We start from the raw sequence: 15033 nt of genomic DNA on the forward strand, positions 1-15033 counted from the left end.
AAATCCTGCCCCCGCAACCAGATCAAGCCCTTGAAAGCATTCCGCTTTCAGGGGTTTTTTGCCGTTCCGGACCCCAAAGCGCAGCAACGCCGCACGATCGCCCCGCAGCGCGATCCCCAGCACGTCAGCGCCCATCATGGTCGTTCTGCGAAATTCCGTCGGTCCTCGAAAGCAGCCGTAGCTCGATGAGGTGCGGGTCTAGCCCATCATCAGTGAATTGTCCGGATTTGGGCCGTTTGACGGACAGGGTCTGAATTACGACGACATCCGTCGCGTCGAGGTCGAGGATGATCTGCTTGGGCGCCTTGACATGGGCCTCCAGGAACAGATCGACGAACAGCCCCTCGATCGCGGCCGGATCATGGCTGATCTTGTGATAGCGTGACGGCGCCGGCCGGCTCAGCTCCAGCCGATTGAGCGTCGACTTGCCGGCAACCGGCGCGCAGTCCAGCCGCCGCGCCGCGAGCTTGCCCGCCAATACCGCCATCATCGGGTCATGCCACAACTCGTCGTGGTCGTTCAGGTCTTCGTAGCCCAGTGCCAGACCGAACACGCGCTGACCGACCAAGGTGCGCACCTCATGCTCGATCCGTTGCGCCCAACAGCAGCGCTCCGGCATCCGACGTGATGGCACCACCGTCGAACGAAGCGACCACGGCGCGCCCTGCGACGCGTGCAAATCCAAACAGATCCGGGTCACACTCTGTCGGCATCGGGGATCTCCAGCGAAGCTGGTCAAGTCGTTCTCGCAAAACAACTTCCCCAGATTCACCGCCCCGATGCACCTACCCGCGGTGAGAGATCCGCGCTAATTCCCTTCTTCCGGCACCTTGATGCTGCGGGCGATCTTACCGTCCATGCCCAAGGCGGCATGGAGCGCTCGTTCCGCCCAACTATTCGCCGTGTCGTTCCAGCGCCGCTTCACGGTCACGCGTACCGGGAGCGATTTCCCTGATATTACGCGGCCGTCACTCTCAGTCGTGCGTGTAACCATCACGTTGGCGATGGCGATTGGTTTCTCGTTCGGAATCGAACCCGCTCCGATGGCGGTGTTCCACTTGCCACCGCGATAGAATAATTTCAGCGGTAGTCTCGCGAAGTTGGAATCGCCGCTGTCGGGTAGGCCGTAGGCGGCCGCGCGTGGGCCCAGCTTCGTCAAAATGTTCCAGCTGAATCCCGCGCAGGACGATATGCAATTGTCGTCGAGAACCAGCGCGACTACTCCTGTGAAGCCGTTCGGCTTCGGCGTTGCCAGCTTGCCCTCGCAATTCTCGTCGTCGTCGGTGCAAAACATCGGTACGGGCGGCAGATAGCCTCCGATCGTGTGCCACGCCTCCGCCCTCACACGCGCTATCCACCTTTCATGGCTCGGGTCGTCAGCCACTTCGCTGGCGACGGCCGGATCATCATACGCTCGCAGGCGGCGGTATTCGGCGTATTGCTCTTGGTAGGGGTTGTCGAAGAGCAGCGAATACCAAGGCAACGGCACGTCACCTCCGCCGTTTCCGGAGACGTCGACGACGAGCGTCCTCACGGAGGGGGCGGCGGCCTTCCAGTATTGCGTCCAGAACCTGTCGACCTCCGATTTCGGGGAGTCGACCGCCGCATTCGCCGCGTAATGGAAGCTCTTGAGGCGCCAAACCTCCACGCCCGGACCGGTTGCGCTTCGGAAGACGCACAGGTTCCAGCCGGCATAGACCGACGTGAAGCCTCGATAATTTGTGTCGTCCTCACCGCATCCCGTCCGGGCATGTTGATCGGATCGGGTCGGTACGGCCCGAGGGGTGTAGGTCGACCTTTGCCGCGTGCCGTCTCTCGAGATGTCGAGGCTCAACGACCTGCGGGGGTCCCACCCGAGCAGTCCGCTCCGAAGCTGCTTGTCGAAGTCGTCGTAGCATTGCCACCGGCTGTTTCGCCGGCACGCGGTTGCGGTCTGCGACAGCCAGTACGATATCGGGCGGCCGTTCATCGCCGTGACTCGGTCGCCTACGGCCGGACGCGCGCCCGACAGTCCGTCTTCGTCATTTGCCGCCGACGATATGAAAACCGCATTCGGAATGACGCCCGGCCCCAATATGCTCACCTTTATCGTGAAAGGGAGATAGGGCGCGCCGTATGATGCCCTGAGGTCTATGTCGGCGCGAAGGTCCATATGGCTGTGCAGGCTGGGATAGCTCGCGTACAGCGTTCTGAGAACGAGTCCGAAAGCTTGGGGATCACGTACCGTACCTGCGGCCTTCTCAGCGCGGCGTACTGCTTTGCTCCAACCCTTCCGCCCTTGCCAGCCGGCATGGATCGCCTCGCCATCATTGCGCGTGAGGCCTTCTGCTAGCGCCCTGACCGCCTCGACCCGTTGTGGGGCAATGCGCAATCCGTCCGGCCAGACCGCTCGGGGCCGGGTGATCGATGCCGAAGCCACGCTTCCGAAAGCGACGGAAGCAAGGCATCCGAAAGCGACGGCCAGCCGCAATGTCGTACCGACCTCAATGGCCGTGAGGCATCGGGTCGCGATGCATTCTGCTGGGAAAATCGAGCACAGAGAGTGTCATGCATGGCTACGGACGATCCATAGTCGGCAGATTCGATGACTGCGAGCCTCGCGCTCCCGAATTGTATTCCGAGCACCAGGCGAGCCCGGTCTCGACTGCCGCATCACTGGTTCGGCCGCGGCGAGGGCGATGTCGCCGAAAGCAATGAGTTTGCCGAGGGTGCGGCCGCATTGCTCGGGCGGGACTGACCGCGTCGCCCGCAAGGCAATGGTCAGTCCGATCCGAAAGAGCGATCGCCCGGCCCGCAGCATCTTCCGTGGAGACCCGCGCTCGACCAACGGCTCGCCAAACGGATTGGCGACGTGACGGCGCCCGCCGCGCAGGCCGGATGGACCTTCGGCCGTGAGCGGGCACGGGTCCATTGTCGGAAGCGAAGGTCCCGCACGTCGTTGATCACGCCTCGATAGGCGGCATGTCAATACTGGTGAATCGCCTGGATTTTCCCTTGTCTGCGGAGGTGAAGGATCTGAGCCGCCAAGCCAATGACGAGAATGACGAGAATGCTGGCTTGCGATCCGAGGAGGAGTGGTGAATGGGGGGCGGTGACGAGGGGATGGCCGTCGGGAACTCGACGCAGGGTCTCGGTAACGGTCGGCACCGCTAACAGAAAGGCTGTCAGAGTCAGGAAAATAGTTTCGACGTACTCGACTACTCGCCCCAGGCCGGAAAAGACCCGAACACCGTAGCCAGCGAAGAGTAGCAGGAGCGTCGCGGTGCCAATGCCGTAGCTCACTGATTGATGCGCGACGAGGAACACGGTAGCCGCTCCGATCAGCATCGAGACGAAGTAAACGGCACCGGGCCATGACTGAGGCACGATCCGGCCATAGCGGACGAACATATATATTGCCAATGGAATGGCGGGCAGGCTGCCGAGCGTATGCACCCAGCCGAGCGGTGAAATTCCAAACATGACATCTCCCTATACCTACTAGTCGGTAGAGTCTTCCGCGAGTCCATTCGTCGATCTCGATGCAGTTCGCCGCGCGTCCGCTCGAAGATCGTTCAGATGAGGACGATCCCATTGCAATCGAGATCGCCGGCCGTTCCGCGCAGTGCTCCTTCCCGTTTGAGCTGTTCAAATGCCGGCGTACCACTCGTACCCTCTGTCTTCCCAATACCCGCCGTTGCCACCCCACAAGCCGCTGAAGCTGTCGACGATCTCGATGCGCATGACGTATTTGGCCTGCTTATATCCGAGCTGCCTCTCGACCCTCAGCCGCAGCGGCGCGCCGTGGCCGACGGACAGGTCTTTACCGTTCATCGCGTAAGCGAGGATCGTCTGCGGGTGGAACGCGTCGATCAGGTCGATGCTCTCGTAGTAGCGGCCACTGCCGTCCAGCGTCTTTTCGAGCTCGTCGGCGCAGTGAAGGACCGCAAAGCGCGCAGAGGGCTTTAACCCAATCGAGCGAAGCAGCGATCCGAGGGGAACGCCCGTCCATTTGCCGATGGCGCTCCAGCCCTCGACGCAGTCGTGCCGGGTGATCTGCGTTCGCGCCGGCAACTTCTTTAGGTCCACAAGGGAGAACTCGCGAGGCTGCACCACGAGACCGTCGATCTTCAAACGCCAGTCGGCGAAATTGCTGTCCAGGAGTGCCGCATATTCCTCGCTATCCGGCATGGTGCTGCCGTTCACCCTGAACGACGGCGAGATGTCGGCTTCCAAGAACTCCCGCGCGAGCGCGCCGCGCCCCTGCAGGAGCCGGTGGGCCTTCATCGTCAGCTGCTCGGCCGAGCGTAAAACGGCTCCCCCGGCGTCCGGTTTCAGCGCCCCGTAGCCGGCAAGCGCCGCCGCGGTGGCGCCGAGCGTGCTGCCGATCATGAAGCGACGGCGCGACAGCGAGATCCTGGTCATGCTTTTGGCCCGCTCTCACGAATGGCGTAACGCCCGGTGATCATCGAGCGCATGTTGTTCCAGGCGCCCGACAGAACGACCATCGCGACGTGAACCAGCACGAACTTCACCAGCAGCGAGGCGGTGATGAAATGGATGGTCCGGGCGGTCTGGCGCCCGCCGAACAGGTCGAGGAGCGCCGGAAAGGCGGCGTCGACACCCGGCGACATGGTCAACCCCGTCAGCAGCATCATCGGCAGGAAACCGGCGATGACGACGAGATAGGTCAGCTTCTGCAGTACGTTGTAATGACGGGCTTCCTCGCCTTCGGGAAACCGCAGACGCGCATGCGTGACGATCTCATGCCAGAGGTAGGACGCCGACAGTTGTCCACGTCTTGGTGCGAGATCGCGACGGAAATGCCCACTCAGGAAGCCGTATCCCAGGTAGACGGCACCGTTGATGACGAAGAACCACGCGAAGAAGAAGTGCCAGCGCCGACCGGTGGCGAGGTCTTGATCGGACGGGATCGTCAGCCAAGCCGGAAAGGCCCGTGCGGTAGGCTCGCCCTCGAAGCTCGAAACGCCGAGAAACCCCGTCGTCGGGACTTCAATTCCCCCTGCCCGGACAAAGCCGCGCAGGCCATCCTTGTCTTCGGCCGACCCGATCGTAAGGAACGCGGGGTCTCCGTCCGCGCCGTACTGCCCCCAATACAATTCAGGATGTGCGTTGAATATCTGCAGCCCGCTCAGCAGCAGCGCGGTGAGACAAAGGACGTTGAGCCAATGCGTAACGCGGGTAACGACGGAATGACGGCGGATCAGGATCGTCCCCGCCTGCCGGCCGTTCTCGTGTCCTGTCTTCTCGTCGCTCATGGAAAACTCCAAGATCTAGCGCCGTATTTGCCTTGAAGGGCGTTGGCATCGCTTCGATCGTTGCCGCCGGCTCCGACCGGCGGCAGTGCCGCTCACATCGGCGGGACGACGCCGTGCGTGCCGACGACGATCTGGTGCGTCGCGAGGGCACCCGACGCGTCCTTCGCCGCCGGGATGAAGACGATTGCGCCCGGGATCAGGTCGTCTTTGGTCGCAGGCGCCAGCGTGACGACCGGCGTGCCGTTGGGAATGGAGATTTTCTTTTCCTTGCCCTGGTAGGACACGGTGACGGTCTGACCGTCGACGCCCTTGACCGCATCGGCGACCGTCGCGTTGGTCATGCTGCTATTGGGCTTCAGATCCCAGCCATGGCTTCCCTCTCCAGCGCCCTTGAGCGCCGGCGGGAAGATGAGAACCTCGAGCGCGCCATCGCCGCCGTTCACCTTGGGCAGCGAGGCGATGCCGACATAGTCGCCAGGCTTGATGTCGGTGATCGCGGCTTTCGCCACGCCGGAAACCACCCATCCGTCGGCCAGGGTCACGTCGACCGTATTACCTTCGCGGGTCTTCACTTTGAGCGCCTTGTCGCCGAGGCTGATGACGCTGCCCCGCACACGGACCTGGTCCGCCGGCTGGCTTTGGGCCATCGCCGGCGCCGTGAGCACGGCAGCCGCAGGGAGAGCGGTGGTGGCGACGAAAAGCGCCGGGAGCAACTTGCGAAGCATGAGAATCTTCCTTTGCCTACTAGTCGGTAGTTTCATGGCGCGAGTTCGGGTATTCATCTCGATGCGATGCGCCGCATGATCGCTCGAAAAGCCGGTCAACTGGGCAGGACGGCGATCGGCAGCGTCGGCGATGCTGGCGGGCGAGCGAATGCCGATGCCCCCGGAGGATTGAGCCACCGCGTCAATTCGGCGCCGACCAACGCCTTTCTACTAGTTGGTAGGCTTCGTGGTCACGCTGAGGTAAGCTTGTGGATGATCAATGTCGCGGGGTGAGCCGCTCCAAGAGCGGGGCCGTCACGACGCCGAAAATCGTCGGATCGCCGTAAGCCCGCGCGGAAAGCATGGCACCGTGAACCGTCGCCATGAAGGCTTCGGCCTCGGCGCGTGGGGTACTCGTCAGGTGAAGTTGGCCGCGCCGCGCACCGCGCTCCAGCACGGAGGTCAGCCACTCTGATAGAGAGCGGAAATGTGCCCGCACCTCGATGCCGACTTCCTCCGGCAGAACCGGGAGTTGGCTCGCCAACAGCGCGCCAATACAGAAGGGAGCGTTGGCGTCTGCGATGCACGCTTCCCAATATCCAATATAGAACCGAAGCTGTTCGAGCGGATCGGATACCCGAAGTTCGAGATTCGCCATCCCTGCTTTAGCCTCTTCCCGATACTGAGCGACCAGCGTTCGGACCAGATCGACCTTGCTCGGGAAATGGTGATGGATGCTCGCCTTCCGAACCCCGACCACGTCAGCGATGTCGGCATAACTGAAACCGTTATAGCCGCCGGCGACGATCAAGGAACGCGCACAAGCCAGGATGGCGTCAGAGGTAGGCGATAAATTACCCATGCCCCATGCCTACCTTCTAGTAGGGAGATTGTCAAGCACTCGAACGCGCGGGATAATCGGGAAGCAGGCGCGTGGCATTTCGTAGCAATGGCGCAGACGCGGCGAGTCTCCATATTCGCGGTTCAAGAGGTACGGCGCGCTTGGCATTCTCCACGGGTTGCCGGCAATCCAACCGAATTCGCGCGACGTCTATGGTGAAGCGACGAAAGCCTCGCCCATCGCCGGCACGCTGATCGACATCATGAGAGCGCCCCTCCAGATCACCAGGAATACGAATTGGGCAGTCAACCAACTCTGCCAGATCGACCGCCGCTTACGCTCACCCTCGGCTGGTTATGTGCCACTACTTGGCTGGTCGCGCTGATCGTCGGCGCGGTGGCCCCGCGGATCTCCGCCGCAGCGCAGGAGATTCAGGCGTTGCTGCTGCTGTTGTTCATGCTGTTCCACGCCAGCGCCACCTACGGGGTGTGGGGGCTTGGCCTATTCGCTTTAATTGTGGGCCTGGTCTCTTTCGCGATGGAGGCGTCGAGCATCGCCGCCGGCTTCCCGTTCGGCTATTACGTCCATCACCTGCCGGGTCCGAGGGTATTGAGCGTCCCGCTGGGCGTCGTCATCGGCTGGATCGTGCTCGGCTGGTTCGGCTGGACTCTCGCCCGGCTGATCGCGCGCCGCGACCCGGCCGCACCTACCCGCACGGATCGATTCCTGACACCGCTGATCGGCACCTTCTTGCTCGGCGGCTACGATCTGGTGGCCGACCCTGTCGACGCCACGGTGCACGCTCTCTACAGCTACCACTTTCCAAGTGGCCTGTTCGGCGTGCCGCTCGTCAATTTCCTCGGTTGGCTGCTGACCGGCTGGCTGCTGATGCAGCTCTTCGCGCTCGTCGAGCCCCGTCTGCCCGTTCGCCCCGTCGTTGAACGGAAGGGCTATTGGTTGGGGCCCGTGCTCATCTGGTTGGTGATGCCGGTCACCGACATCGCCGAGTTCCTCAGGGCCGGAACCGCGACAGTCGCTGTGGGCGAGCGCAGCTTCCTGGTCTCCGACGTTCTCGAGTCGGCGATCAGTTGCGCCCTTTTCACAACCGTCACCACATCGGCGCTTGGCTTGGTCCGGCTGTTTTCAGCGTCCGAAAGATGAGAAATGCCCCGCCCCACGTGATCAAGCAATGCCCACCGACCAGCCCGCCGCAGGCGCGATCTGAAGAGCAAGGAGACGCCGATCGCCTCGTTCCCAAAGAACCACGGGAACGCCAGCCCTCATGAGCCGCAGGGCATAATGGTCGCTTCTGACCGGTCGGGCCGCCATTGCCCCGCTGTCTCGCGATAAATCGACGGTTATCGGCCGGCAGCTCTGCGGACGCGCTGTTCTTCCAGATACCGCTCCACGGACATACGATGTCCCTCGGTCAGGTGGGCAATGGTCTGCAGGGCCGCGGTCGCGTCGAGCGCCACTGTCAGTTCGCTGCGCTCCGAGAGCCGGAGGAGACGCTTGGCATAGCGCAGAGCCACACCGGAGTTGGCCGCGAGCTCTGCGGCCAGTGCGTTTGCGCGGTTGCGGAGCGCCTCGACAGGGAGCACCTCCGAAACCAGCCCATAGGCGAGCGCGGTATCCGCGTCGATGATCCGGCCGGAGAAAGCCATTTCGGCAGCCCGCGCGTGGCCGATCGCACGGGGCAGGAACCAGGCGCCACCGATGCCGGAAATCAGGCCGAGCCTGACGAATGTCTCGGAAAAGCGCGCCCGCTCGGACGCGATGCGCATGTCGCACATGCACGCCAAGTCCAGGCCCGCGCCCATCGCCGGTCCGTTCACGGCCGCGATGGTGGGCACTTCAAGGCCGTACAGGGTTTTGGCCAGCCTCTGCAGCGAGTGGCGGTACCGCTCTCCGATTTCGTCCGGCGTCCCGGCCATGAAACCTTGCTTGGCCTCCATGTCCTTGATGTTGCCTCCGGCGCAGAACACGGAGCCGGCTCCTGTCAGCACCAGGACCTTGACGTCCGGATCGCGGTTCACCGCGTCGAGCGCGTCGATCATCTCGTCGCACTGCTCGGTTCGGCTTAGCGCATTGCGGGTTTCCGGCTCGTTCATGACGACGGTTACGATCGCTGCGTCTCGCTCGACGAGGACGAAGGGCTCGGTCATTGCTTGTTCCCTGTAAAGATTACGGAATTGGCCTCCAGCCTCTCGATCTCGGATGCCGAAAAGTCGAAGCGAGCCAGGATTTCCCTGGAATGCTGGCCGACGAGCGGCGGTGGGCTGGCGGGCGACGCCGGTCCGCCGAGCGCAAAACCCGGCATGCGGAACGATCCCGCCTTCGGGGCGTCAACTTCGATTTCTATCCCGCTCGCTCGATACTGGTCCGAGCGGGTGAGATCCTCGTAGTCGTCGACGCGCGCGGCGAGGATGTCCGCCTCGACCAGCAGCGACAGCCATTCGTCGGTGCGCCGCCTGCGGAAGATGGGATCGAGCACCGCCCGCAGTTCACGCCGGTTCCGCACGCGCTCGCGGTTGGTCGCGAACCTCGGGTCGGAGGCGAGGTCCGACCGGTCGACGATCCGGCAAAGGCGCTGCCAGCGCGCCTCCTGGTAGGCCGCCACCATGAGCCAGCCGTCGCTGGTCGGCAGCGCCTCGTTCACGGCGGCGTAGGGGGCGGCGCTCCCAGTCGGAACCGGCAATTCGCCGGAGTTCAGATATCCGGCGAGGTTCAGATGCTGGACCATGAGGGTCGCGCTGTAGAGGCTGACGTCGAGATGTTCGCCACGCCCGGTCGCGTCCCGCTGCCGGAGTGCTCCCAAGATCGCCATCGTGGCGAAGAGCGCGCCCATCATGTCGGCGAACGGAAGCGGCACCTTGCCGGGCGAGCCGTCCGGCGAGCTGATCGCGCTCATGAGGCCACTTGCGGCCTGGATCACGCCATCGACGCCGGGGCGGTCCCGCCACGCCCCGTTTTGGCCGAAGGCGGAAACCGAACAGGTGATCAGGTCCGGCCGGAAAGCGCGTAGTCTTTCGTGGCCGATTCCAAGCCGCTCGGCAACGCCCGGCCGGAAGTTCTCGACGACGACGTCGACATTCGGCATCAGCCGCTCGATGACGGAGCGAGCCTCGGGCTGCTTCAGATCGATGCAGAGCCCAAGCTTGTTGCGGTTCGAAGTGAGTGCCGTGAGGCTTTCATCATTGTGCCAGGGCGGCCCCAGGCGTCGGGCGAGCTCTCCGCCGGGCGGCTCGACCTTGATGACCGTCGCACCCATGTCGGCAAGCCACATCGCGGCCACCGGGCCAGCGATGAGCTGCCCAAAATCGAGCACGGTCAGGCCCGAAAGCGCCTTGCTGAGCATTCCTCCCCCGTCTCACAGGTTCATGCTTTCCGTTCTTGCTCATCTTGCGGCAGGGCGACAATCGAGTAATTTTGGTCAATTGTTGAGTTATTCGGAATATTCCGATGCGTGATCTGCCGCCGCTGAACGCCCTCGTCGCCTTCGAGATCGTTGCCCGTTCCGGCAGCGTCCGGCGCGCCGCCGAGGAGCTTGCCGTGACGCCGGGAGCGGTGAGTCGGCAACTGCGCCTGCTGGAAGATCACTTCGGCGTCGCGTTGTTCGTCCGGCAAGGCCGGGGCCTGACGCTGACCCCCATTGGCACCACCTATTTCGAACGCGTCACCTCCCACTTCGACGGGTTGCGGCGGGCGAGTGCGCTCCTCCACAGCTCGTCGGGCCGCGCGGTCCTCAGGGTCCGATCGTACACGACCTTCGCGACGCGCTGGCTGATCCCACGGCTGTCGCAGTTCCAACTGGCTCATCCAGAAATCGATGTGCGCCTGACGACCGCATCGGAATGGAGCGATCTCGGCGACTTCGACGCGGCGATCAGGCTGGGGGACGGGGCCTGGCCGGAGTTCGACGTCAGCCCGCTCGTCGCGAACGTCCTGCAGCCTGTCTGCAGCCCCAGTCTCTTCCAGAGGATGGGCATCGCGAACGCCTCCCGGCTCAGCAAGCAGAACATCTTCCTGGTGCGGGCGCGGCCGGACGACTGGTCGCTTTGGTGCGAGAGCGCGGGAGTCGAGTTCGCCAGCCTGACCCGGCGGAAGGAGCTCGAGAGTTCGGCGCTGGCCTATCTGGCCGCCATCGAGGGCCGGGGCGTTGCCCTCGCGCAGACCGTCCTTGTCGAAGACGAACTGCGCACTGGATCGCTCGTCCCGGCCCATGACCACGCCTTCGATAGAGGCCGTGTGACGTACTATCTCGTCTCCGACCAGCGCTCGCGGAAGCGCGAACCGCTTTCCCGCCTCCGGCGCTGGCTGGCGGCGGACGGCCCGGAGATTGAGTAGGGCGTCCAATCGTTTCCTGCAGATCAACAGTTGAGTAACTTTACTCGCTAGTCATCCCTGCGAGCGCCGGTACGCTGTGCGGGCAAGGCCGAAATCTTGCTCGCGAGGGGTGACGGAAGTGGTGCCGGGGAAACTGATTACGCCAACCTCGACCATCGAGCTTACCGTCGAGGCAGGCACCTCTTCCCTGACCGGCAGGTCGGCCGCCCTCCGCCCAGATAAACTCGGAAGGGAGGATCCGGCATGCCCAACGTCCGTGAACGGGCGATGTCTACCATCGTGTTTTCGTCCAGTGTCGGCACGATACTGGAGTACTACGATTTCTTCATCTACGTGACGCTTATGCCGATACTCGCCAAGTTGTTCTTCCCGGCGACGGATCCCAGCAGCGCGGCGTTCATTTCGGCGGCGGGCTTCGGCGCGGCGTTCCTCGCCCGACCGGTCGGGACCCTCATCTTCAGTCCGATGGCCGACAGGATCGGCCGCAAGAAGACATTCATCGTCACGCTCAGCCTGATGGGGCTCGCCACCACGCTCATGGGTTGCCTACCCGGGTTCCAGAGTGTCGGCCTCGCCGCGCCCGCGGCCCTGCTCGCGCTTCGTATCGCCCAGGGCCTGGCACTCGGCGGGGAATACGGGTCGGCCGCCGTGTACGTGATGGAGCATTCACCTGCCGGCAAACGCGGGCTGTTCACCAGCGCGCTACAGGGCACTGCGGGCCTGGGCCTGCTCGCGGCGATCGTGATCGTCACGGCCCTCAAGTTCGGCCTCGACGCGCAGGCCTACGAAAGCTGGGGCTGGCGCGTGCCGTTCCTGATGTCCGCGCCCATTGTCGTCGTCGCCGCGGCCATTCGGCTCAAGATGAGCGAGACGCCAGTCTTCCTCCATCTCCAGCGGAACGGCAAGCTGCCGAAGTCGCCGCTCCTCGACACACTGAGAAGCGGACAGGCCTGGAAGGGGATCCTGCTTGCGATCTTTGGTGCACAGGGCGGCACGTCCGTGTCCCTGTACGCCTCGATCGTCTACATGCTGTTCTTTATGCAGAACGTCCTGAAGGTCGACCCGACGACCACCAACGTCTGCGTCGGGATCGCCGTGATCGTCGCCTTTCCCTTCTACCTGGTCTTCGGTGCGCTCTCCGACCGCTGGGGCCGTGCCAAGACGATGCTGACGGGCATCGTACTCTGGATGCTGTCCGCCTATCCGGCGTTTGCCGGAATCAGGTCAGGGGCCGCACAGGGTGCGTGGGCCCAGGTGACCGCCTACATCGGCGTGCTGGCGATCCTGACCGCGATGATCATGGCGCCTCTTCCCGCCTTCGTCTCCGAATGCTTCCCGCCCCAGACCAGGGCAACCGGCTTCGGTCTGGCCCAGCAGCTCGGGAACGTCCTCTTCGGCGGTTTCCTGCCGCTTATCTCGCTGTCCCTCGTGAGCTGGTCCGGAAACCCGCTGGCAGGCGTCGCCTATTCGATCGCGTCGCTCTTCCCCTGCGCCATCGTCACCTATCTCTGGGCCATCAAGGCGGAGAAGTCGTTCAGGTCCAAGGGCGAAGACGTCGTGGCGAGGGCGCTGGAGACGGCCCGTTAGGGATCCCGCTTGTCGTTCTCTCCGCCCGATAGGTTCGGGCGGTCAGGGCGGCTGGCCGTTTCGATACGGAGATCGATGGCGTGCTGCACCACGTAGGCCTGCAGTTCTACCGCGAGCCGTCCTGAGCTTCGCGCCGCTCCTCACCCACGAAGACCACAAACCCCATTGCGCTATGTGCCGAGAACGGCAGCCCAGGGTCTTCGGGCTCGCTGTTCCCAGAAAGGAACGATGATGATCACGATACTGAACCCTGCCGACGGCTCCATCGTGGGCGAGGCGCCCGACATGAACGGGGACGAGGTCAAGGCGGCGATCGACCGTACCTGCGGCGCGTTTCCCGCTTGGTCGCGCAGGCTGGCGAAGGAGCGCGGCGACCTGCTTCGGCGGTGGTTCGAGCTCGTCAGGGACGACAAGCGGCTGTTCGCCGAGATTGTCGTCAAGGAAAACGGGAAGTGTGTCGCCGAGGCCTTGGGCGAGATCGACTACGGGCTTGGCTTTGCGGAGTGGTATGCCGAGGAGGCGAAACGCGTGTACGGCGACACCATTCCGACGCATGCGGCGAACGCCGCCGTCATCGTGACCAAGGAACCTGTCGGTCCGACCGCGGCGATCACGCAGTGGAACTTCCCCTTCATGATGATCATGCGGAAGGTCTCGATGGCGCTTGCCGCCGGGTGCACGATGATCATCAAGCCGTCCGAGTTGACGCCACTCACCGCCTACAAGCTTCTGGAATACGCCCGCAAGGCCGGGATTCCCGAGGGCGTACTCGAGATGGCGACCGGTACGCCAAAGGAGATCGGCGAACTGTTCACCAGCGACGACCGCATCCGCAAAATCACCTTCACCGGGTCGACCGCTGTCGGGAAGCTGCTTGCGGAATCGTGCGGCCGCGAGCTCAAGAAGATGACGCTGGAACTCGGCGGAAACGCGCCGTTCATCGTGTTCGACGATGCCCACTTCGAGGATGCCGTCGCCGGCGTCGTCGCTGCCAAGCTCCGGAACTCCGGCCAGGTCTGCATCTCTCCGAACCGCATTTTCGTGCACGATGCGATCTACGACCGCTTCGTGTCCGCCGTCGCCGAACGGGTGGCGAAAATCCGAGTCGACCAGGGACTTCAGGACGAGTTCGTTGTGGGTCCGCTGATCAACGAGCCCAGCCTCGAGAAGGTCGTCCGGCTCGTCGAGGAGGCGAAGGAGCGTGGCGCGCAGGTCGTCCTCGGCGGGAAGGTCCACGCAAAAGGCGGGCTGTTCTATGAGCCAACCATCCTGACCGGGCTCGACGACGGCATGAAGGTGGCTCAGACCGAGATCTTCGGCCCTGTCTTCCCGATCTACCGCTTCCATACCGAGGAGGAGGTGGTGAAGCGAGCGAACAACACCGAGTACGGTCTGGTCGCCTACGCCTACACCCGGGACGTCGGCCGGGCCTTCCGCCTGTCGCGCGACATCGAGGCTGGCATGGTGATCCTGAATTCCGGCTCTGTCGGTACGGCATCAGTGCCGTTCGGCGGCGTCAAGCATTCCGGCTACGGCCGCGAAGGCAGCTATTACGGGATCGAGGAATACGTCCACGTGAAGTACGTGCTCATGAGTGGACCTGACCGATAACTGCCGGCAGGCGCGCGAGGTCTGCTTCGGCTTAATCAGGCAAATGACATCCGGAGACGGTTGATGCCGTCGAGACCAGGGTCGATGGGTCGCTCCCTCACGCCGCCATTAGGCGTCGGGGCATGCCCGCGGCCCCGCCGAAGTCGGTCGGCGCTGAGCTCTCCGAGCCCAAAGCCACCGTTTCGCTTTCGGCCCGGACTCGACAATTCGCCTCCATCCGCTTCGCGCCCCTGATTGCCGTTCCTGGGTGTTCGCTGGCTGCCCCAGAGCGGCCATTCGGCTGACTGCGTTTTCCCCAACCCGGCAACACGAGTGCGCTAGCAAGCCCAAACCATCGGTCGAATCCCGCCCATCAGCCTGTCCGGATCGGGTCCGTTTGCCGGACAGGAATGTAAGCGACAGCTGGTCCAGACTTTGGTCGTTCGGGACCGACGGCACCCTTGCGTTTATGGACTCGTCAAATTTCCAAAGATATCGGGCGTTGCTAGCGGGTCGTAGATGAGAGGCCTCGATCGAGTCCCCTGACGGGGACTTTCGTCAGCGGCTGGGGTGATGGTGCGAGTCGGCAGCCTGAACCTTCCCGTGCGACGCGGTTGCGGATTTTCGCGGGTCCACGTGGCGGTATCTGGGGCCGCTTCGATAGGGCTTGCCGCTGATCGCATTGGTTGTGTAGCATCGCGCCGTC

At 63.6% G+C, this 15033-nt stretch carries 12 protein-coding genes and 1 pseudogene; 4 read left to right on the plus strand and 9 right to left on the minus strand.

Annotated elements, in window-relative coordinates:
- Window positions 1-265 precede the first annotated feature (265 nt).
- The 7 genes and pseudogenes from IEY58_RS33910 to IEY58_RS33940 form a co-directional block, all read right to left on the minus strand.
- Window positions 266-713: pseudogene (locus IEY58_RS33910) on the minus strand (transposase); the annotation flags it as partial.
- A gap of 95 nt (window positions 714-808) precedes the next feature.
- Entirely contained in the window at window positions 809-2470 is a 1662-nt protein-coding gene (locus tag IEY58_RS33915) for a PDZ domain-containing protein (protein ID WP_189052623.1), read from the minus strand.
- 494 nt (window positions 2471-2964) lie between these two features.
- Entirely contained in the window at window positions 2965-3462 is a 498-nt protein-coding gene (locus IEY58_RS33920) for a hypothetical protein (RefSeq protein WP_189052624.1), read from the minus strand.
- A 165-nt stretch (window positions 3463-3627) separates the two neighbouring features.
- On the minus strand, window positions 3628-4404 hold the full coding sequence (locus tag IEY58_RS33925; RefSeq protein WP_189052625.1) for a molybdopterin-binding protein: 777 nt from the start codon (window positions 4402-4404) through the stop codon (window positions 3628-3630).
- Window positions 4401-5258 carry a cytochrome b/b6 domain-containing protein gene (locus IEY58_RS33930; RefSeq protein ID WP_189052626.1) on the minus strand — a complete coding sequence of 286 codons (858 nt, stop codon included), beginning with the start codon at window positions 5256-5258 and terminating at the stop codon, window positions 4401-4403. Before IEY58_RS33930 ends, IEY58_RS33925 begins: the two co-directional genes overlap by 4 nt.
- A 92-nt stretch (window positions 5259-5350) precedes the next feature.
- Window positions 5351-6160 carry a hypothetical protein gene (locus tag IEY58_RS33935; RefSeq protein WP_229744173.1) on the minus strand — a complete coding sequence of 270 codons (810 nt, stop codon included), beginning with the start codon at window positions 6158-6160 and terminating at the stop codon, window positions 5351-5353.
- A gap of 79 nt (window positions 6161-6239) precedes the next feature.
- The gene (locus IEY58_RS33940; RefSeq protein WP_189052627.1) at window positions 6240-6824 is read right to left on the minus strand and encodes a TetR/AcrR family transcriptional regulator; all 585 of its coding nucleotides are present in this window, start codon (window positions 6822-6824) and stop codon (window positions 6240-6242) included.
- A 276-nt stretch (window positions 6825-7100) separates the two neighbouring features.
- On the opposite strand from IEY58_RS33940, the gene IEY58_RS33945 reads away from it, so the two are divergent.
- Window positions 7101-7964 carry a carotenoid biosynthesis protein gene (locus IEY58_RS33945; protein WP_189052628.1) on the plus strand — a complete coding sequence of 288 codons (864 nt, stop codon included), beginning with the start codon at window positions 7101-7103 and terminating at the stop codon, window positions 7962-7964.
- A 197-nt stretch (window positions 7965-8161) separates the two neighbouring features.
- Here the strand turns inward: IEY58_RS33945 and IEY58_RS33950 are convergent, their stop codons facing one another.
- Both IEY58_RS33950 and IEY58_RS33955 read right to left on the minus strand, forming a co-directional pair.
- The gene (locus IEY58_RS33950; RefSeq protein ID WP_189052629.1) at window positions 8162-8968 is read right to left on the minus strand and encodes an enoyl-CoA hydratase-related protein; all 807 of its coding nucleotides are present in this window, start codon (window positions 8966-8968) and stop codon (window positions 8162-8164) included.
- A complete protein-coding gene (locus tag IEY58_RS33955; protein ID WP_189052630.1) occupies window positions 8965-10161 on the minus strand; it encodes a CaiB/BaiF CoA transferase family protein in 1197 nt (398 codons plus the stop codon). Before IEY58_RS33955 ends, IEY58_RS33950 begins: the two co-directional genes overlap by 4 nt.
- 104 nt (window positions 10162-10265) lie before the next feature.
- Here IEY58_RS33955 and IEY58_RS33960 point away from each other — a divergent pair, with 104 nt between their 5' ends.
- The 3 genes from IEY58_RS33960 (at window position 10266) to IEY58_RS33970 (ending at window position 14348) form a co-directional block, all read left to right on the plus strand.
- Window positions 10266-11150, plus strand: a complete 885-nt coding sequence (locus IEY58_RS33960; protein WP_189052631.1) for a LysR substrate-binding domain-containing protein — start codon at window positions 10266-10268, stop codon at window positions 11148-11150.
- A 243-nt stretch (window positions 11151-11393) separates the two neighbouring features.
- Entirely contained in the window at window positions 11394-12737 is a 1344-nt protein-coding gene (locus tag IEY58_RS33965; protein WP_189052632.1) for an MFS transporter, read from the plus strand.
- A 228-nt stretch (window positions 12738-12965) separates the two neighbouring features.
- A complete protein-coding gene (locus IEY58_RS33970) occupies window positions 12966-14348 on the plus strand; it encodes an NAD-dependent succinate-semialdehyde dehydrogenase (protein ID WP_229744174.1) in 1383 nt (460 codons plus the stop codon).
- Window positions 14349-15033: the final 685 nt, after the last annotated feature.

It is taken from the genome of Aliidongia dinghuensis (genome assembly GCF_014643535.1).
Taxonomy (GTDB): Bacteria; Pseudomonadota; Alphaproteobacteria; order ATCC43930; family CGMCC-115725; genus Aliidongia; species Aliidongia dinghuensis.

What these genes read in the sequence shown, in the direction of transcription:
- IEY58_RS33920 (WP_189052624.1), bottom strand. Translation starts at nt 3,462, where the DNA reads ATGTTTGGAATTTCACCGCTCGGCTGGGTGCATACGCTCGGCAGCCTG.
- IEY58_RS33925 (WP_189052625.1), bottom strand. Translation starts at nt 4,404, where the DNA reads ATGACCAGGATCTCGCTGTCGCGCCGTCGCTTCATGATCGGCAGCACG.
- IEY58_RS33930 (WP_189052626.1), bottom strand. Translation starts at nt 5,258, where the DNA reads ATGAGCGACGAGAAGACAGGACACGAGAACGGCCGGCAGGCGGGGACG.
- IEY58_RS33940 (WP_189052627.1), bottom strand. Translation starts at nt 6,824, where the DNA reads ATGGGTAATTTATCGCCTACCTCTGACGCCATCCTGGCTTGTGCGCGT.
- IEY58_RS33950 (WP_189052629.1), bottom strand. Translation starts at nt 8,968, where the DNA reads ATGACCGAGCCCTTCGTCCTCGTCGAGCGAGACGCAGCGATCGTAACC.
- IEY58_RS33955 (WP_189052630.1), bottom strand. Translation starts at nt 10,161, where the DNA reads ATGCTCAGCAAGGCGCTTTCGGGCCTGACCGTGCTCGATTTTGGGCAG.
- IEY58_RS33960 (WP_189052631.1), top strand. Translation starts at nt 10,266, where the DNA reads ATGCGTGATCTGCCGCCGCTGAACGCCCTCGTCGCCTTCGAGATCGTT.
- IEY58_RS33965 (WP_189052632.1), top strand. Translation starts at nt 11,394, where the DNA reads ATGCCCAACGTCCGTGAACGGGCGATGTCTACCATCGTGTTTTCGTCC.
- IEY58_RS33970 (WP_229744174.1), top strand. Translation starts at nt 12,966, where the DNA reads ATGATGATCACGATACTGAACCCTGCCGACGGCTCCATCGTGGGCGAG.